Annotated in this window: 21 protein-coding genes; all 21 read right to left on the bottom strand. The window is 36.3% G+C overall.

Going from position 1 to position 19,730, the window contains the following annotated elements:
* Positions 1–107: 107 nt before the first annotated feature.
* On the bottom strand, positions 108–620 hold the full coding sequence (locus K5Q14_RS00300) for a YiiX/YebB-like N1pC/P60 family cysteine hydrolase (RefSeq protein WP_220733841.1): 513 nt from the start codon (positions 618–620) through the stop codon (positions 108–110).
* Between the two features lie 29 nt (positions 621–649).
* Positions 650–1,933 carry an adenylosuccinate synthase gene (locus K5Q14_RS00295; RefSeq protein WP_220733840.1) on the bottom strand — a complete coding sequence of 428 codons (1,284 nt, stop codon included), beginning with the start codon at positions 1,931–1,933 and terminating at the stop codon, positions 650–652.
* Positions 1,934–2,237: 304 nt separating this feature from the next.
* Positions 2,238–3,308, bottom strand: a complete 1,071-nt coding sequence (gene hisC, locus K5Q14_RS00290; RefSeq protein ID WP_220733839.1) for a histidinol-phosphate transaminase — start codon at positions 3,306–3,308, stop codon at positions 2,238–2,240.
* 3 nt (positions 3,309–3,311) lie between these two features.
* Positions 3,312–3,632: a phosphoribosyl-ATP diphosphatase gene (gene hisE / locus K5Q14_RS00285; RefSeq protein WP_220733838.1), complete on the bottom strand. Its 321-nt coding sequence runs from the start codon at positions 3,630–3,632 to the stop codon at positions 3,312–3,314.
* 23 nt (positions 3,633–3,655) lie between these two features.
* Positions 3,656–4,009, bottom strand: a complete 354-nt coding sequence (gene hisI / locus K5Q14_RS00280; protein WP_220733837.1) for a phosphoribosyl-AMP cyclohydrolase — start codon at positions 4,007–4,009, stop codon at positions 3,656–3,658.
* The gene (gene hisF, locus K5Q14_RS00275; RefSeq protein ID WP_220734140.1) at positions 4,006–4,770 is read right to left on the bottom strand and encodes an imidazole glycerol phosphate synthase subunit HisF; all 765 of its coding nucleotides are present in this window, start codon (positions 4,768–4,770) and stop codon (positions 4,006–4,008) included. The genes hisI and hisF overlap by 4 nt, the downstream gene beginning before the upstream one ends.
* Before the next feature lie 4 nt (positions 4,771–4,774).
* Complete coding sequence (gene hisA, locus K5Q14_RS00270) at positions 4,775–5,488, bottom strand: 1-(5-phosphoribosyl)-5-[(5-phosphoribosylamino)methylideneamino]imidazole-4-carboxamide isomerase (RefSeq protein ID WP_220733836.1); 714 nt, start codon at positions 5,486–5,488, stop codon at positions 4,775–4,777.
* The gene (gene hisH, locus K5Q14_RS00265; RefSeq protein WP_220733835.1) at positions 5,485–6,126 is read right to left on the bottom strand and encodes an imidazole glycerol phosphate synthase subunit HisH; all 642 of its coding nucleotides are present in this window, start codon (positions 6,124–6,126) and stop codon (positions 5,485–5,487) included. The genes hisA and hisH overlap by 4 nt, the downstream gene beginning before the upstream one ends.
* Complete coding sequence (gene hisB / locus K5Q14_RS00260; RefSeq protein ID WP_220733834.1) at positions 6,126–6,713, bottom strand: imidazoleglycerol-phosphate dehydratase HisB; 588 nt, start codon at positions 6,711–6,713, stop codon at positions 6,126–6,128. The genes hisH and hisB overlap by 1 nt, the downstream gene beginning before the upstream one ends.
* Positions 6,714–6,766: 53 nt before the next feature.
* The gene (hisD, locus tag K5Q14_RS00255; RefSeq protein WP_220733833.1) at positions 6,767–8,044 is read right to left on the bottom strand and encodes a histidinol dehydrogenase; all 1,278 of its coding nucleotides are present in this window, start codon (positions 8,042–8,044) and stop codon (positions 6,767–6,769) included.
* Between the two features lie 10 nt (positions 8,045–8,054).
* Entirely contained in the window at positions 8,055–9,659 is a 1,605-nt protein-coding gene (gene hisG / locus K5Q14_RS00250) for an ATP phosphoribosyltransferase (RefSeq protein WP_220733832.1), read from the bottom strand.
* Positions 9,660–9,993: 334 nt separating this feature from the next.
* Positions 9,994–10,851, bottom strand: coding sequence for a histidinol-phosphatase HisJ (gene hisJ / locus K5Q14_RS00245; protein WP_220733831.1), 858 nt, complete (start codon positions 10,849–10,851; stop codon positions 9,994–9,996).
* 65 nt (positions 10,852–10,916) lie between these two features.
* Positions 10,917–12,248, bottom strand: coding sequence for a PTS cellobiose transporter subunit IIC (gene celB, locus K5Q14_RS00240; protein WP_220734139.1), 1,332 nt, complete (start codon positions 12,246–12,248; stop codon positions 10,917–10,919).
* Between the two features lie 17 nt (positions 12,249–12,265).
* Positions 12,266–12,820, bottom strand: a complete 555-nt coding sequence (locus K5Q14_RS00235; RefSeq protein ID WP_220733830.1) for a sugar transporter — start codon at positions 12,818–12,820, stop codon at positions 12,266–12,268.
* Positions 12,777–13,136 carry a PTS cellobiose transporter subunit IIA gene (locus K5Q14_RS00230; protein ID WP_220733829.1) on the bottom strand — a complete coding sequence of 120 codons (360 nt, stop codon included), beginning with the start codon at positions 13,134–13,136 and terminating at the stop codon, positions 12,777–12,779. Before K5Q14_RS00230 ends, K5Q14_RS00235 begins: the two co-directional genes overlap by 44 nt.
* A complete protein-coding gene (locus tag K5Q14_RS00225) occupies positions 13,133–15,127 on the bottom strand; it encodes a BglG family transcription antiterminator (protein WP_220733828.1) in 1,995 nt (664 codons plus the stop codon). Before K5Q14_RS00225 ends, K5Q14_RS00230 begins: the two co-directional genes overlap by 4 nt.
* A gap of 32 nt (positions 15,128–15,159) precedes the next feature.
* On the bottom strand, positions 15,160–15,474 hold the full coding sequence (locus K5Q14_RS00220; protein WP_220733827.1) for a PTS cellobiose transporter subunit IIB: 315 nt from the start codon (positions 15,472–15,474) through the stop codon (positions 15,160–15,162).
* A 14-nt stretch (positions 15,475–15,488) separates the two neighbouring features.
* Entirely contained in the window at positions 15,489–16,925 is a 1,437-nt protein-coding gene (locus tag K5Q14_RS00215; protein ID WP_220733826.1) for a 6-phospho-beta-glucosidase, read from the bottom strand.
* A 215-nt stretch (positions 16,926–17,140) separates the two neighbouring features.
* Positions 17,141–17,944, bottom strand: coding sequence for an HAD family hydrolase (locus K5Q14_RS00210; protein ID WP_220733825.1), 804 nt, complete (start codon positions 17,942–17,944; stop codon positions 17,141–17,143).
* Positions 17,945–18,007: 63 nt separating this feature from the next.
* Positions 18,008–18,187, bottom strand: coding sequence for a hypothetical protein (locus tag K5Q14_RS00205; protein WP_220733824.1), 180 nt, complete (start codon positions 18,185–18,187; stop codon positions 18,008–18,010).
* A complete protein-coding gene (gene ffh, locus K5Q14_RS00200; RefSeq protein ID WP_220733823.1) occupies positions 18,187–19,656 on the bottom strand; it encodes a signal recognition particle protein in 1,470 nt (489 codons plus the stop codon). The genes K5Q14_RS00205 and ffh overlap by 1 nt, the downstream gene beginning before the upstream one ends.
* Positions 19,657–19,730: the final 74 nt, after the last annotated feature.

Below are 19,730 nucleotides of genomic sequence, written 5' to 3'. Positions count from 1 at the left end.
TTTTTATTTGTTACTTTTATCATCGTAAATATGTACTAAAAAAACGTATGACATTGCATGAAATTCATGGCGTGTCATACGTTTTTTATAAATAAAATTATTATCTTTTAAATTGTACCAATTAATTGCAACTGATCTGACGTTGCCAATTTGTTAGGATTTGTTCCCAGCTGATTTAATGGTACGTCAACCCCTAATTTTAAATAATAATCAGACCAAAATTTTGATATTTGGCGTTCATCATCCCCAAACTGCATGGGTTCCTCATCAAAGTTAATAACATGCTTAAATGCAATCGTCACTAATTGAGAACAATAGATTCCTGAATCATCTTTATAAAATGAAAAATTATAAGGTCGATGTTCAAATTCTAGGGCACGTTCGATAATGCCCGCGCTATTTTGAATTTTTGGTCGATAAACATCTACCTGATGAGATTCGTCTAAAAATACAGCAAGCGTTTGCTTCACAACGCCATAACGAGGGCTTGCATGAATCACGTGCTCACTATCCAGGGCAATAGCCACATGAACATAATTACCAGTTGATGCAGCAATCGCTTCATCCATATCATGATGTTGATTTGGTACAAAAAGTAAATCAGCAGTTTGTATTTCCATGCCTCTATGCTACCCTCTATATTGACAAATTATTGCCAAACTGCGCTCAAAAGATGTGTTTCTTCCGGTTTTGGACCCACAGCAAAACTCAATAATTCGACTTCTAACAATTCTGAGATTCGTTTTAGATAGTTTTGAGCATTAATTGGTAAAGCATCAAAAGATTGTACTTCGGTGATATCTTCATCCCAGCCAGGTAATGTTTCACAATTAACATCTAGCCCATCAAACCAAGTATCTGATGCCGGAAAATGATGAATTTCTTCTCCCTTATACGTGTATGATGTGGCAATTTTCAATTCTTTCAAGCCAGACAACACGTCTAACGAATTAATGGCTAATTTAGTCAAACCAGAGACCTGAACCGCATGGCGCAATGCCACCGCATCTAGCCACCCAATACGCCGTGGACGTTTAGTCACAACACCGTATTCGTGTCCAACTTCACGAATATGTGCCGCAATATCATCATGCAACTCTGTTGGAAATGGTCCTTCACCAACACGTGATGTATAAGCCTTAATCACACCGACAACATCTTGGATTTGTTTAGGGCCGACACCAGCACCGTTCATCACACCACCAGCCGTTGGATTTGAACTGGTGACATAGGGATAAGTACCATGATCAACATCCAACATGATGCCTTGTGCGCCTTCAAATACAACACGCTTTTTTTCAGCCATTAGTTGCCCTAACAAATATGACGTATCAGTCACATAAGGCGCTAATAACCGACCATATTCAACATAAGTATTGTAAATATCGTCATAACTTAGTGCTTCTTCACCGTACAATTTTGTTAACTGATCGTTTTTAAATGGTAAATATTCTTTTAGTAGCTTTGAAAAAACTTCTGGATCAATTAAATCAGCTACACGAATGCCCACACGAGAAATTTTATCTGTGTATGCTGGACCGATACCTTTTTTAGTCGTTCCAATACGATTATTCGATGCTGATTCAGCTGCTTTATCCAGTGCAATATGGTATGGCATAATCACATGTGCACGATTAGAAATACGCAAGTTTTCAATTGAAATACCCTTGGATTCAACTTTATCGATTTCTGCAAGTAATGCTTCAGGATTAACGACAACACCATTACCTAAAATGGCCAATTGCCCTTTAGTCAAAATACCAGATGGCAAGGCTGACAATTCAAACTTAGTATCACCATGCCAGATTGTATGTCCTGCATTATTACCACCTTGATATCGGACAACTGCATCTGCATTTTCCGCAAAAAAGTCAACTATTTTTCCTTTTCCTTCATCGCCCCATTGCGAACCAACAACAATTACACCAGACATATTTTTCTCCTAGTACATCTCAGCTGCTTTCAGACGGGATAGGTTTATCGGAGAAAGTCCTGTGATTCAAAAAAATCAACAGTGGCTTGTTTGCGCCTATCCGTGAGTGTCCCTCTGTGAGTATACATTTTATTTTTTAGCAAAAAACGAACATTATAAATGAAAACGTCTTTTACTTATTCATTTTACCATATTACAAAGTAGTTAGATAGCGCAAAATAATCAAAATGTGATTATTATCCGATTAACCTGCTCATATGACATCATAATCAAAATAAAAAGGACAACATTGTCCTTAAATGAACTACTTTATAACCGTTAAAATGGCTTCTCGCATGCCTGCGTTATCTTCTGCTGTTCCCAAAGCAATTCGAATCCATTCTGAATTTAAATGATCGTTAACTTGATAACCCTGAGATAATAAATATTCGCCAACTTTTTTCGTATCACCAACTTTAATCCAGATAAAATTAGTTTGAGAGTCATAAAAAGTTAAGTTATTATCACGTAAAAACGTTTGAAATAGCTTTCTTTCAACTTGTGTTTTCGTAACCACCTGATTCAAATAATCTTGATCTTTAATCGCTGCCGTACCACCAATAATTTGATAAGTATTTAGGTTATATGGCAACCGCACTGCCTGCATCACACCATACAAAGGTTCTTGCATAATGCCATAACCAACGCGTAAATTGGCTAAACCGTAGGCTTTAGATAAAGTGCGCAAAACAACAAGATTCGTATAATTTTTGACATCTTTAGCAACAGTTGCATCTGGCTCGTCAACAAAATCATAATATGCTTCATCAACAACCAATATTACTGTCTTTGGTAACTTTTCCAAGAAACCTAAAATAGCTGTTCTTTTTTCAAACACACCCGTTGGATTATTAGGGTTAGCAAGCCATACCATTTCAGTATTTTCATCCACTGCTGCCAGCATAGCATCAAAATCAACTTGACCAGTTGCTAATGTTACTGGTATTTTTTTAGTATCAGCTTGTTCAATTTGAGCATGCATCGCATATTCACCAAATGTGGGATCAGGGATAATGATATTTGCTCCTGGTGTTAACACTGTCCGTGTCAACAATTGAATTAATTCATCAGCACCAACACCAAATACTAAATTATCAGGTGCTACTTGATCATGTTTTGCAACGGCTTCACGCAATACTGTTGCTTGACCATCTGGATAGTACCCCAAAATATCATCAGCCGTTGTTTTAATTGCCTGAGACACTTTCGGTGAAGGCCCGTAAACAGATTCATTGGCTGACAAACGTGCTAAATGTGATAACCCATATTTAGCCTTGACCACTTCAGCAGGTAACTCCGCCTGATAGGCTTTCATGTTCTTAATTGATTCTTTCATTATTCAAATTCTCCAATCTTTGCGTTCATGCAAACGTGATTCATGACCTTGGCGAGAACCCAGTTCATCTTTGATGTCATCTAGTGAGACACCCTTTTCAACTAATAATACCATTAAATGAAACAATAAATCAGCAGTTTCATAAATTAGTTCATCATTCGTGTTTTTTGCACCAATAATTACCTCTGTTGACTCTTCACCAATTTTTTTTAGAATTTTATCTAATCCTCTAGTGTAAAGGTAGTTTGTATATGAGCTTTCTTCCGGTGTATTTTTGCGATTTAATGCTTGTTCATAAAGTGATTCAATTGATTGTTGCGTCATAGGTACCTCTCCTTTAATCATATTCAATTATTAATTTTAAAATTATCATCAGTCACCGGATTAAAAAAGCAGGTGTATGCGCCTGTATGACAAGCGACGCCATTTGGTATGACTTGAATAAGTAGTGTGTCCAAGTCACAATCCAAAGTCATAGAAACAACCTGTTGTGTATGCCCGCTAGTTGCTCCCTTGTGCCATAATTCAGCGCGTTCTCGTGACCAAAACCACGTTTCACCTGTTGATTTGGTCAATGCATAACTGGCTTCATTCATATATCCCAACATCAAAACAACGCCAGTTGTGACATCGCTTATAATAGCTGGCACAAGATTATTTTGATAAGGTTTATTAAAATTAGGTATTTGCTCAACTGTCATAACCGTATAACCAACCCTTCATGATATAAACTTTCTTTTAAATCCGGTATCGCTATCTTGCCATAATGAAATACGGAGGCCGCTAACGCAGCATCCACATGCCCAGATTTAAACACGTTAACAAAATCAGATTTTTTACCAGCACCACCACTGGCAACAACTGGCACATTAACGGCTTGAGTCAGTGCTTGATACAAGGCAACATCATAACCATTTTGCGTACCATCTGTATTCATGCTGGTTACTAATAATTCACCAGCCCCGTACTGCACCATTTTTTTTGCCCAACTAATGGTTTCTAGATTGGTGGCTTTCGTGCCACCAGAAACATAAACGCGATTCATTTTCAACTTGTCATCCCATTTAGAATCAATCGCGCCAACAATGGCCTGAGAACCAAAAACTTCGGCTCCTTGCCGAATAATATCAGGATTGGCAACAGCTGCTGAGTTCAAAAACACTTTATCAGCACCAGCTTGAATAATAGCGCGTATACTTGCTAAATCGGTCACCCCACCACCAGCTGTTAAAGGAATAAATACAGCAGATGAGACACGTTCAATCATTTCTACCATTGTCTTTCGGCCTTCTAGAGTTGCAGAAATATCTAAAAAGACAAGTTCATCTGCACCGGCATTTTGATAAGCAATTGCCGTATCAACTGGATCACCAATATCTTGCAAATTAAGAAAGTTAATTCCTTTAACAACACGACCGTTTTTAACATCAAGTGCTGGCACAATACGTTTTGCTAACGCCATCATATTATTCCTCCAATTCAGACAATTGTGTCAATGTTATGTTGCCTGAAGCTAACGCCTTACCAACAATAACATCTTGTATACCTGCTTGATTTAAAGCAACTAAATCACTCATTTGCGCGATACCACCACTCGCTGTAATATTAGCTGTTACAAATTGTTGCTGTAGTTGCGCTAATAACGCAATATTAGGTCCCTTGAGCGTACCATCACGAGCGACATCAGTCACAATAAAATGTTTAACCCCAATCGCTATCATGGCAGACAATAGTGTTTCAAAACTCACATTTGACTGTTCAAGCCACCCTTCTGTTGCAACTTTACCATTTTTGCCATCAATACCAACAGCAATCAAATCACCATATTTTTCAACTGCTTGGCGTACCAAAGTCGGATTTTTTAACGCAATCGATCCAAGAATAACACGATTGATGCCGGCAGTGTGATACTGTTCAATTTGAGCCAGGGTTCTAATACCACCCCCAACTTCTATAAAACCAGTAAAATTTTGCCGTATAGACAGAATTGTTTTCAAGTTAGCTGCTAAACCAGATTTTGCACCATCTAAATCAACAACATGCAAAGCATTTAGACCAGCATTATTAATTTTTTTTGCTTGTGCAATAGGATCAGAATCAACTACTGTCACTGCATTGTAGTTGCCTTGTAATAAGCGTACTGACTGACCATCTAATAAATCAATTGCAGGTAATATCATACATTTACCGCCTTATCTGATATCATGTTTGCAAAGGCTTGCCACACACGTAATCCAATTTCACCAGATTTTTCTGGATGAAACTGTGCCCCAATAATGTTATCTTTTATCACAATGCTTGGTACTTGTACACCATAATCAACACTAGCCGCAATGTATTGCGCATCTGTTTTAACATAATACGAATGAACAAAATAAGTAAACTCGTCTTTAATGCCTTGCGTTAATGCATTTTCAATTGCAACATTGTTTTGATTCCAACTCATTTGTGGCACTTTAAATTTAGTATTTTGTGGTAACGTCACCACCTTACCTGGTATAAGTCCGAATCCTGTTGTTTCACCAAATTCTGTTGACGAATCAAATAACAATTGCATCCCTAGACAAACACCTAAAATTGGTGTGCCATTATTTGCTGCTTTTTGAATTGGTACTAACAGTTGACGCTCATTGATTTTATCCATGGCCGCTTTATAAGCACCAACGCCAGGAATGACAAGACCGTCTGCGGATAAAATTTCAATCGGATCTTTTGTTAATTTTGCTGGTAATCCCACATACTTTATCGCCTTCATGACGTTGCGAATATTACCGGCGCCATAATCAATGACTGCAATAAACGGGTTTTCTTTTGACATTAAATCACTCCTTTGGTTGAGTTAACCCCTTTTATTTCAGGATTAATTGTCACGGCTTGACGCATTGCACGTCCCATTGCTTTGAAAATACTTTCAATTTTATGATGTGTGTTGCGACCATAAAGCACTTCGATATGCACATTAGCATGTGCTTGATCTGCAAATCCTTGCCAAAAATCTTCCACCACTTCTGTTTCAAAGCTTCCTAGTAAAGGTGCTGTCAGTTCGGCTTGAAAAACTAAGTAAGCACGTCCAGATAAATCAACTACTGCACGTGACAAAGTTTCATCCATCGGTACGAATTGTGTTCCATAGCGGTCAATGCCAGTTTTGTCACCTAGGGCTTGCGTAAACGCTTCACCTAAGGCAATGCCGATATCTTCAGTTGTATGATGTGAATCAACATTCAAGTCGCCATTAACTGCTACTTGTAAACCAAAACGACCATGTTTGGCAAACAACGTGAGCATATGATCAATATACCCAATACCAGTATTCACTGAAATTGGCGTTTGCTCATCGATTGCTAAAGTTAAGGTGATTTGCGTTTCAAGTGTATTTCTTGTGATATTTGCTACTCTTGCCATCGTAATTTTATCCTTTTTAATTTATTTATCTTTCTGTGTCCATAAAAAAATACTTATGACTGACGAACTTCAATTGCGCGCGCATGTGCTTCTAGACCCTCTTCACGTGCCAATACTGTGACATCGTCGGCATCATCCAGTAATGCATCTTGAGAGTATGACAAATATTGAATACGCTTTTGAAAATCCCAGACACCTAATGCAGAGCTAAAACGCGCTGTGCCACCAGTTGGCAAAATATGATTTGGACCAGCTAGATAATCACCCAATGGCTCAGAAGCGTACTGACCTAAAAATACTGATCCAGCATTTTTGATTTTATTAATGTAATCATAAGCATTTTCAAGCTGAATTTCCAAATGCTCTGGTGCCACTTCGTTCATTAAATCAATCATCTCATCAACTGTATCAACTAGGTAAATAAAGCCATTATTATCAATTGCGGCACGGGCAATAGCTTCTCTTGGCAAAGTGCTTAACTGTATTGCCACTTCGTCGGATACTGTTTGAGCTAACTTTTCTGAGTTAGTAATTAAAATAGCGCGCGCATTAACATCATGTTCAGCCTGAGATAATAAATCAGCAGCTATATCTTTAGCACGCGCTGATTCATCAGCCAAAATGCCAATTTCTGATGGTCCAGCAATCATATCAATAGCCACTTGACCAAATACAGCGCGCTTAGCAGTCGCAACATAGGCATTGCCTGGCCCTGTAATTTTATCTACCTGTGGTATTGATTCAGTCCCATAAGCTAACGCTGCAATTGCTTGTGCCCCACCAACTTGGTAAATACTATCAATACCAGCAATTTTTGCGGCGGCTAATACAGCCCCGTTTAAGCCATTTTTTTGTGGTGGCGTTACCATAATAATATTTTCAACACCGGCAATTTTTGCTGGTAAGGCATTCATCAAAACAGATGAGGGGTAGGCTGCAGTTCCCCCTGGTACGTAAATTCCCACTGCCGACAACGGGGTAACTTTTGTACCTCTTATCACACCAGAACGTGGTGAATCTTCAAAAGATTTTTGTCTTTCTAATTGATGAAACGAACGGATATTTGCGGCTGCTTTTTCTAATGCTTTGATCACCGCAGGATCAACATTTTTAACTGCTAAATCAATTTGTTCTGCACTCACTTTCAATTCATTTAGTGTGACACCGTCAAATTCCTGAGCGTATGCTTTCAAGGCAGCATCGCCTTCTTCTTGTACAGTTGCAATAATGTTTTCAACCCGTGACGCAACAATTGGATCGATTGTTTTAGATGTTTGTTCACGTATACGTGCTTTGATTTGATCAATTGACTCATTCTTAATAATTTTCATTATTTTTCCCTTACTTTTTCTGATTTAGTATCATGATTAGGTTTTCAATAACTTGTTTTAATTCTGATTGAAATTGTAACAAAGCACCAGGCCGTACAAGCAAATGTGTCGCTACATCACCAACTGTGTCATAGATAACAAGATTATTTTCACGTAAAGTATCACCTGTTTGTGTAATATCAATGATAGCGTCGGATAAACCAGTTAATGGTCCCAACTCGACAGAACCTGATAATTTAACTAATTCAACATCTTCGCCATGTTGTGAAAAATATTGACTGGCTATTTTAGGATATTTAGTTGCAATACGTTTGCGTTGTGTACCGTTAAGCTTAAAATTTTTTGGGGCTGCTAGCACAAATGCTGCTTGACCTGTTTGTAAATTCAAAACATCATAGTGATTTTGACTTTGTTCCGCAATTGTATCGGAACCTACAATGCCAACATCGCCAATACCACGATCAAGATACTTCATAACATCGTCAGGTTTTACCAGAATAAAACGGTAAATACCATCTGGACTATCAAACACTAACTTTCGATCTTGATTTTCTAAGGGCGTCGTGTCAATTCCAGCTGCTTTTAATAACGGTCGTGTATCTTTTTCAACGCGACCTTTGGCCAGCACAACAACAATTGGTTCATTAGGATTACCATCTACCGCCTCACGTTGCCATTCAGCCATAATTGCATCAATATTGAGGCCCATTCCTACTGCTGGTAAACTTTCTGTTTGAAAACTTTCCAATAAGCGATCATACCGACCACCACTGAAGAGATAACGCCCCAAACTCGGTACAAATCCACGTATAATTGTTCCTGTATAGTAAGGTTGTGGTGAAGCTGCAGCAAGATCAACAGTAACAGCGACATCCGAATAATGTTCATGAATAAACGTAGCTAATTGCAACCAGCGATCAACAAGATCAGTTACTGCTGGTAAATCTTGCAATTGCCACATCACAGTTTCGCCATCTTCACCAAAAGCCAGCGGCCATCTTTTTAAGTGTGCCGGAAAATCTTTTATTGTCATTAGAATTTTTTCAAAAGCAGACATGTTTTTATGTTCAATTGCCTGCTTAAGTAACACTTTTTGTTCATTTGAGATATCCAACGTACCTAATACACGATCGATTAATCTTGTATCGCTGATCACAACTTGAACATCCGCAATTTCAAATTGTTGCGCAAAATCCAGCATAATGTCCAATGCTTGTATTTCTGCCTCAAAGCTAGTATCCCCAATTAATTCAATACCAGCCTGTGTTTCTTGGTTGTATTCTCCAGATAAATAATCAGTACGTCGAAAAACATCACCAACATAGTAAAATTTTTGAACATGTCCTTTTTGAGTTTTGGACGCTAAGAATCGCGCAACCGGTAATGTTAAATCTGGCCGCAACACTAAATTTCCACCTATTTGATCACGCAGATGAAACACATTATCAGGCTGATATTGTTCAAAAACACTTTCTCTTTCAATCAATGGTGTATTAATAGCCACAAACGCTTTTTTATTTAATGTTTTGCTAATTAAATGCGTTATTTGTTGTTTTTGTACCAGTGCTTCACCAAATTCATCATGTGAACCTGCCGCTAAGATTTTATCGCCCATCGATTTCTCCTAATCACAATATTTTTCTAATAAAAAAACGTCCTTGCAAACTATAACTATAGTTTGCAAGGACGTTTTCGCGTGTTCCCACCTTGATTTTAGATCAACTTACGTTTATCTACTCATTCACCTATTAAAATAGGTGTACTCGGTATCGGGAGTTTCCGAAATGATTTTTTCTCATTTCGCTCGTCGGTGTGTTTCATTAAATACGTAGGCGCTCATCTCAATGCGTTAGCTTAAGCACTTCCTGTACAACGTAATTTCAATTACTATTCCGACTTCAGCAATTATTTATTAGATTAAACTAATCATACACCCATAATTTTATATGTCAATACTTATTTTTATTTTTCAAACTATCAGGTGTAATCACATTGTAAAATTGACCAACAACACCCGTTTCGTGTGCATCAGATCCATAGACCAATTCAATACCTAAGTTTCTTGCTTTTTTGACAATATCAGCTGTCGGATAAGTTTCGCCATTATAAGGTTTGCTAAGTCCGGCCGTATTAAAATCAAGTTGAAAATGATTATCCTTAATTTGTCTTAATAAATCATCAATAAGTAATTGGTTATTATCATCGAATTTTGGCAGATTAAAATATTTTTGATATTTTCGAATTAATGTCATATGCCCAATTCTAATCACAAAATCATTTGGTAATGTTGCCGCAAAACGTACACTTTTTTGTATTGTATTAAAATAGTTTTCAAAAAGAACTTGCGGCGTGCGCTCAATCTCAGGAAAATATTTAACCAACGTTTCTGGATCAAAATCAATTGGTGCAACTAACTTATCATGATTTGGCAAAAAATGAACCGATATCACTAATTCATCTAACCAGTCTGCTTGTGTGATGATAAATTGCCTTAATTCTGATTCATAGTTTTCTAAATAATCGAGCTCGAAACCACTTTTAATATCAATTTGATTCACATATTTTAACTGAACGCGTTTAACTTCTTTTTGATACACTGGTAATTCTGTGCGCAACATTGCCGAACCATGACGGGCCTCGCTTGGTCCTGTAAAGTGGTTTAAAAATGCTGTGGGTAATGGTGCGTGTTCTGTGACTACATATTCAGTAAACCCGAGTGAAATTGCGCGTTCGATATAATCATCTAGAGATTCATTAGACCCATGATGTGAAAATCGTGTATGTGTATGCCCATCTTTTTTTATCATCAATGTTACTCCTTCAAAACATTGTAACAAATAAAACAAAACTATAGTCATACAACGACTTCGTTTTAAACTTCCGTTGGTGTTCCCTGTTCATCATGATATAGTTTTGTGTCATATATTTTGATAAATGGAAGATAAATTAGAAAGGCAATGATAACACAAAGTATTGCTAGTACTGATGCGCGCCAATCAACTGTACTAATGAAAGCCCCGATTCCAGCTGGAGAAGGCCATGGTGCCTGAATAACAATAGGTCGAATAAAGTGGAAGTTAATTGCCGCATAAGCAAGTGATGCTGTGGCCATTGGTGCTAAGAAAAACGGAATAGCCAAATATGGATTATACACAATTGGTAACCCAAAGATTAGCGGCTCATTAATATTAAATAACGATGGCACAATTGAAGCACGACCTAGTACTTTCAATTGTTCTGAACGTGCCAGCAAGGCAATAAATATACATAAACCTAACGTTGCACCTGATCCACCTAAAATTGCAAAGGAATTATTAAATTCTCCAGCAAATGGTATGTTGGCCCCATTTGCATTAGATACCATATTTGCTAAGAAAATAGGTGTAATGAAAGCAGAAATAATGTTCGCCCCATGAATACCCACAATCCACAATGCGTGAATCAAGAATTCAATAACCATAATGCCTAGCCAAGTGCTTGTCATGCTGGTGACAAAACTAAATGGTATGGCAATCATTTTAAAAATATCAGTTCCAAGCATGACCAATCCACCGTTAATGGCTAACACCACAAAGGCAATCACAAAAGTCGGAATTAAAGCCGTAAATGAACGTGATACACCTTCAGGTACAGCATCTGGCATTTTAATCGTCCAATTGTGCTTGACACAGAAACTATAAAGCCAAACTGCCAAAATGGCCATAATAATGGCTGTAAAAATCCCGCTAGTCCCAATTCTATCAATTGTACTTGTCATTCTAAATCCATTGACAACTGTTTCATTTTTAGTAATTGAATTTAGCAGCACAATTTTACCACCACGCATTACCAATTCAGGTAAACACATGAAGAAAGCAAATAATGATAAGAATGCCCCGTTTAACGGTGCTACTTTTAATTTATCTTCGGTTTGAATAATGCGAGTTAATTCAAACCCAATAGCTAAACTGAAATACATCGCCAAAATGCCCATAGTTGCTGTGTTAGCAATCATATAAAGATCGCTAAATTTAAAGAATGTGGCATTAAAAAAATCGGTTAGAAAAGGAAATACTGTAGGTAATATATTCAAAACTAATATCATTGACCCAACAATTGTAAATGGAATAGAAGCCATTCCGGCCGCCATAATTGCGCGAACAATTCTATATTGCGCTATTTTAGTCATTGGCTTCAGTAACACTTTTTGTAAAATATTAAACAAACGTCCATTTTCCATAACTAGTTCATCTCCTTATTTTTTTTAAGAATGGCTTGATATGCCATCAAGCGAGAATAGTACTTATCACGATTACTTGCAATCAAAGTAAGCCTTTTGTTAACAAAAAGAACAGCGCCAGCACCAAGTAGCAAGCTAACCAGAACAATATATCGATTTTGACTCGTATTGTTTACAAATTGAAATAGCGATGGAAATAGTGGTGTCATTGTACTAATTATTAAACCAATATTGACAACTAATTGTGTTCTAAAAAATAATTTTGAATAAATTAATTGATTGGTATGTTGGCCAAACAATTTAATTTGTTCTACAATAGCTAGTCCAGATACGAACATGACGATTACTGGAATTATAACTACCCACGTATGACGCATAATTAACGCCCAATATAGATTAACGAAGAAAAAGATCGCTGTTGCATAACGAATCAACATAAAACGATTAAATTGCATACTTTTAAGGCTCATATCTTGACGATTTTTTTCAATTTTAATCGCTAATAATTTATCTTTAGACTGTATGTGTTTTTGTCGTTGATTGACTGCTATCTTCAATTTGGTTCACCTCCTTGTATAAATATTGCATTTCAATGGCCATTTCTCTCAAGGTCATTGTTGTCATCAAATGATCTTGTGCATGAACCAAAATAATTTCCATATCTATTTTTGTTCCTGCAGCATAATTTTGAAGTAATTTAGTTTGTGATTTATGCGCTAATAATAATTCTGCATTAGAATCTTGCAATTTTTGTTCCGATAATTTGAAATTTTTAAGACGCATCGCTGCAAATGCTTCATGAATACTTGTGCGTGAATTCCCACTGTGTAAAATGATTTCAAATGCAATCACTTGAATTTCTTCAGAATTCATTTACTTTTACCGCCCTTCATAAACAATATAAATTTTTGTCGAAAATCTGAAAAATTTTTTGCTGCTACTAAATCTGACTGCTGTGTTGAATTTTCTACCAACTGTACGATAGTTTGCGTTGTTGCCATTAATCCTTGGTTATTTAAGTAAGATGGCGATAAAAGAAAAACTAACTTAATATTAGGGTATAAATTTGACCATTTTAAGCCTGATGGTATAACACCAATGGCAATTTTAGGCACTTTGCTTATCGCTCTTGCTGGATGAGGTACTGCAATCACATCATTGAATGTTATCGCGCTGAGTAACTCACGTTGCGCAATTTGATCAAGTAATTCTTGTTTAAATCCTGCTGATTCATTTATCAAAAGCATGTCACTTAATTGATTTAAAACATCTTCACGATCAGTTGATGTTTGCCAAATCTTAAAACGAGAAACATCAGTAAATTGATCAAAATAGTTGGTTGACTGATTTTTATTGCTATGCGTAATCAATACATTGCTTAATTGACGCGAATTATCATTTGAATTATTTAAAAACTGTTCTAATTTTCTAATATCATGTTCCGTCAAAAAAATACTCACTTGAATAACTGGTGTTTTAAAAATCTGTGTTGATAAATCTATCGTGCTTAAAATAATATCAACCCCATTTAATGCTGCATCATCCACTTCATAATATCCCTTAATACCAATAATATTTAATCGCTTTCCAAATTCTTTTTCAAGACGGTTATTTAACAATTGTGCTGACCCATAACCAGTTGCGCAAATAAGTAACACTTTTGGTTTATTCAAATTTCGGTATTTTTCCGCTGCTGCCATCAGATGTAATGCAAGATAAGCAATTTCATCATCATTGATATCAAATTTTGATAAATAATGCGAAAAATTCACATATCGTTTAACATCTAAAAAGTAATGCAAATAATTTGTTTTTATTTCTTGTAGCAACGGGTTTTTAAGTTGTAAACCTTGTTCAAGCCTGACTATCATTGGCTTCAAATGTGCAATTAGATTTTTTTTAAGATCATAGTCCTGAGATAATTGGTACCCAGTTGTCTCTTCAATTTGTTGTAATACAAACTCTAAATCGGCACCTAAAGCGTCATCATTTGTGACATTAATATTTTTACCCTTAGCCAACAATTGAATAGTTAAATAAGATATTTCACTTTTGGGTACCTGCAAATGATAACTATTTTCCAACCGATGAATAATATTTTGTGCCACAATGTATACCTGGCGTGTTTCCAAATTATTATCAAGTTCAACTGGTTGCAACTCAAATCCACCAGCCATACGTTGTATACTCAATGCAATATACAAAACGATGTTTTGTATTGTAAAATCAGTCAAATGAATCTCTGATTCGCGACATTCATCAAGCACAATAATTGTAATTTGATCAAAATTTATTTTTTTAAAGAATGATTTATTTTCCATGTAATGTTGAAACGAATTATCATTATGAGTAAAAAAATAATCTAAAATGAAATGACGCCGATTACGCTCCAAACCTGTAATAAAGATGCCACTACGTGGCTTATTTTCAATAGTCAGTGCATATGGTATCAACTTTTTTCGAATAATTGACAAATCTTTTGATAACGTTGATCGTGTCACAAACAACCGTTGTGCTAAATTATCTATTAACATTTTTTTATTCTCAATGACTAATTTATTGAGAATATATTTTTGCCGATCAGCAATGTCAATTTCTTCTGTATTATCTTCATGCCACTGTGATAATTGATAATTTTTGTTCAAAAACAAATCAAATGTCACTGGATGAGAAATGTGCAAACAATAACCGAAACTTGGCTTTGATTCTAGTACAGCACCGTGTAAAGCTAGTTTTGTTTTTAATACTTTAACGTAGTTTCGAATAGTCCTTGGCGATAATGACAAAATACCAGCCAATTCGTCACTGGTAACAAAACGTTCTTGATTATCTAATAAATAGCGTAGTAAATCGCTTTCCTTCATTATTACACCTCAACTATCTCAACTTGTGACTTCTAAATATTTTCTTCAACTAATTTAGCCATTTTTTCGATACCCATTGGAATAGGAATATAAGCATTAAATGGAATAGAAACAACTGGTTTGTCAACTTCTTGTCCTATTTTTTGAAAACCTTCTAAGTACATTGTTGTTTGAGGACTAACTAAATACAAGTCAAAATTACCATCACGAATGGCTTCTTCACCTTCTGTAGCTGTAATAGCATCCATTTCTATATCTTTATTCTGAGTCTTGAAATAATCTGTTGTTTTTTTTGCCATCATCGATGATGACATACCTGCTGCGCAAATAATCAATGCTTTTTTCATAATAATACCACTTTCTATTTTAAATTTTCACCATTTGAAGCGATAACATCTTTAAACCAATAGAATGAATCTTTTTTACTACGTGCTAATGTCCCTTCATTTTTATTATTTTTGTCAACATGGATAAAGCCATAGCGTTTATCCATTTCCCCCGTTCCTGCTGACACCAAATCAATGCAGCCCCAAGGTGTGTAACCAATCAAATTCACCCCATCTTCTACAACAGCAAGTATCATTTGACGAATATGTTCACGCAAATAATCAATACGATATGCATCGTGTATTGTGCCATCCGCCTCAACTTTATCATATGCGCCAAAACCATTTTCAACAATGAATAAAGGTAAATGATATTTATCAGTAAACCAATTTAAAGCGTAACGTAGTCCCTTAGGATCTATTTGCCATCCCCAATCACTAGCCTCTAGGTAAGTATTTCTCACCTGACTATTTTGAGGTGTCATATCGTCAAAAGGTGTCTCACTATTTTTCTTGACAGCATGTGACATGTAATAACTAAAACCAATATAGTCAACAGTACCAGCTTTTAAATCTGCAGCATCTTGCGCAGTGACGTCAATATTAAATCCTTTGCGCGCCCAATATTTTGTCAAAAAGGCTGGATATTCACCATTAACATGCACATCAGCAAAGAAATAATTTTTTTCCATTTCTTTTTGTGCAGCCAAAACATCATCTGGATTCATAGTTGATGGATAAACTGGTCCCATAGCAATCATGCAACCAATTTGAAAATCAGGATTAATTTCATGCCCTAATTTAACAACACGGGCACTAGCCACTAATTCATTATGAGCTGACTGATACATGCCTTCCTCTCGATTTTCGTCCGGATTGAAACGAAGACCTGAATTAGTAAATACCAAGAAATCACTATCATAATTTGCTTGATTATTAATTTCATTAAACGTCATCCAATATTTAACCTTGTTTTGATAACGTTTAAAGCAAGTCACAGCAAATTTAACAAACAAATCAATTAGTTTACGATTTCGAAAACCACCATATTTCGTAACGAGATTATAAGGCAGTTCAAAATGTGAGAGCGTGATAATGGGTTCAATATCATTTTTTAATAATTCATCAAATAAATCGTCATAGAACTTTAACCCTGCTTCATTTGGTTCACTCTCCTCCCCAGTAGGATATATTCTAGTCCAAGCAATTGATGTTCTAAAACATTTAAAACCCATTTCCTTAAACAAAGCAATGTCTTCTTTGTAGCGATGGTAAAAATCAATTGCATCATGATTAGGATAATATTCACCCGGTATGATACCATTTGTAATGGCACGTTCTTGCCCTGGATTACCAACCGTCATAACATCAGCAACACTAATACCTTTTCCACCTTCTTGCCAACCACCTTCTAATTGGTGTGCGGCAACCGCACCACCCCAAAGAAACTCTTTTGATAAACTGTTACTCATCTTTTACGCCTCCTTTTATTATCTACATTTTATCAAGAAAGCGCTTACATTTCCATTTAGTTATTTGCCACATAATTGCGGAAATAATCATCTTTAGCATATGAAAATGATTAAAATAAAAAAACCTTGATATTGGATTTTTCCTTATCAAAGTTTAAATATTATTAATCATTTTAAAACGGTTATTTTGATACATAAAAATCAAAATTTGCGTATTATAATTTTTCAAGAATTGTCTTTAAAACACCATCATTATCATTATCAGTGACACTACGTGAAAAATCATGTTGAAAAAGTTCGTCATCAGAGTTCGTCATAGCAAAAGGTTGTCCGACATACTCTAACATTTCTAAATCATTTAAACCATCACCAAAGGCCATAATTTCAGACGGTAACACATTCAATGTTTCCGCAATGTAAGTTAAAGCGTTAGCCTTGTTAACATTTGGGTTGACAATATCAATTGCCCCATATCCTGATGTTGTCACATGTACCTTATTACCAAGCAATAATTTAATTTCACGCATAAATTCATATTCTAAACGTGGCAAAACTAGGGATACTTTTAAGATAGGCTCATTAATTTCGGTAACCGAATCAATCAAAGTTAAATTTTCAAAATATTTTTTTGCAAAATCAAGATGATCAGCATTAGGATTTTTAACTATCATAAAAGCTTTGTTTGCAGCAACAAAAGATACACCCAACTCTAATCCTGCCTGATATTTATTAGCCAACTTATCAACTGCTGCTGGCACATCTTCAGATACTGACCAAACATGCGTCAGTTCACCATTTAAAATAACTTCTGCTCCGTTGTTAGCAATCAACTGATACTGCCCAGAAAAATTTTTAAAGTACTCGCGTACTTTCTGGACATGGTTACCCGTTGCAACAACAAACTGACCACCTTGTGCATGCAATTTATCAAGTACTTCTTGAAATAATACTTCGTTAAATGTTTTATCATTTTTTAGAAAAGTCGCATCCAAGTCGGATGCAATCAATTTAATTGACATATTTCTCCTTTTATTTCAAATCAATTCATGTGCAATAACACAGTATCGTTGTTTTACATTTAGTTAGCGTGCCATCCACCATTCTAAAAATTTAATCAAGCCAAAGATAATAACCCCCGGAATCAATGCTGACACAATTGCCAACAACAATATAGGGATTGATAGATTCGGTGCATTTAATAAGTTGGCACCTAACATAACAACAAATACGAGTACTGGCAATACACGCTCTAACCGTTGCATTATTTTTTACCACGTTTCTTTTTGGCTTTTTGTAAGCGTCGGGCCGCTTGTTTAATCGCAAAATTTTGAACTTTTTGACCAAAGTTTCCAGATGGCATACCGCCACCACCCATCATTGAGGACATATTCATACCAGAACCACCCATCATTTTGTCAATGCCGCCAAAATTACCATTTGTTGCTTGGTTCATCATTTTACGCATTTGATCAAATTGCTTGATCATACGATTTACCTCAACAATAGGACGCCCCGCACCAGCTGCTAGTCGGCGACGGCGTGATGGATTGATTAAGTCAGGATCTTCACGCTCAGCTGGTGTCATCGAACTCACGATTGCTTCCAGATGAGAGAACTGCTTGGCATCAATATTGACATTTGCCAAAGCAGGGTTATTCGCCATACCTGGAATCATTTTTAATAAATCTTCCATTGGACCCATACTTTGAACTTGTTTCAACTGAGCAACAAAGTCGTTAAAATCAAAGGTGTTTTGACGCATCTTTTCAAGTTGCTTAGCTTGTGCTTCTTCGTCAAAATCACGTTGCGCTTTTTCGATTAACGTTAGCACATCGCCCATGCCTAAAATACGTGAAGCCATACGATCTGGATAAAATACATCCAAATCTGTTGGTTTCTCACCCTGCCCAACAAACTTAATTGGTTTCCCCGTGACATCACGAATTGACAGCGCGGCACCACCTCGTGTATCACCATCTAATTTAGTTAAGACAACACCAGTTAGATCTAATGCTGCTGAAAAACCTTTTGCGGTTTCGGCAGCATTTTGTCCAGTCATTGCATCAACTGTCAGTAAAATTTCATCTGGATGGGCAATATCAGCGACATCTTTAAGCTCTTGCATTAGCACATCATCAATTTGCAAACGACCTGCCGTATCGATAAAGACATAATCATTTTTATTTTCAGCAGCTTTTGCTAATCCTTGACGAACAATGTCACGCGGATTAACAGATGTTCCAAGTTGAAAGACTGGAATCTCCAAATCACGACCTAATATTTCTAACTGATCAATGGCTGCTGGGCGATAAACATCGGCTGCAATCAAAATTGGTCGCGCATTTTCTTCTTTTTTTAATTTGTAAGCCAGCTTAGCAACTGTCGTTGTTTTTCCAGCACCCTGAAGCCCTGCCATCATAATAATTGTCGGAATTTTAGGTGACTTATTGAGTGGCACTGCTTCTTCACCCATAGTCTTTGTTAATTCATCATTAACAATTTTAACAACTTGTTGCGCAGGGTTTAAGCCTTCCAAAATATCGGCACCACTTGCTTTTTCACGTACATTAGCAACAAATTTTTTGACCGTGTCATAATTAACATCAGCCTCTAAAAGTGCTAAACGAATTTCACGCATTGTTGCACGCAAATCTTCTTCACTCACTCTGCCACGGCCGGTGAGATTTTTCATTGCCTTGGAAAGACGCTCAGTTAAATTTTCAAATGCCATAATTATGATTTTAAAGCGGTCGAACCAGATGCATCATACACTTCCAATGTACAAATTATCCTAATGCCGAACAC

Source organism: Leuconostoc inhae (assembly GCF_019656015.1).
Taxonomy (GTDB): domain Bacteria; phylum Bacillota; class Bacilli; order Lactobacillales; family Lactobacillaceae; genus Leuconostoc; species Leuconostoc inhae_A.
The sequence above is the reverse complement of the archived record's forward strand: the minus strand, read 5'-3'. Positions and strand labels throughout refer to the sequence as shown.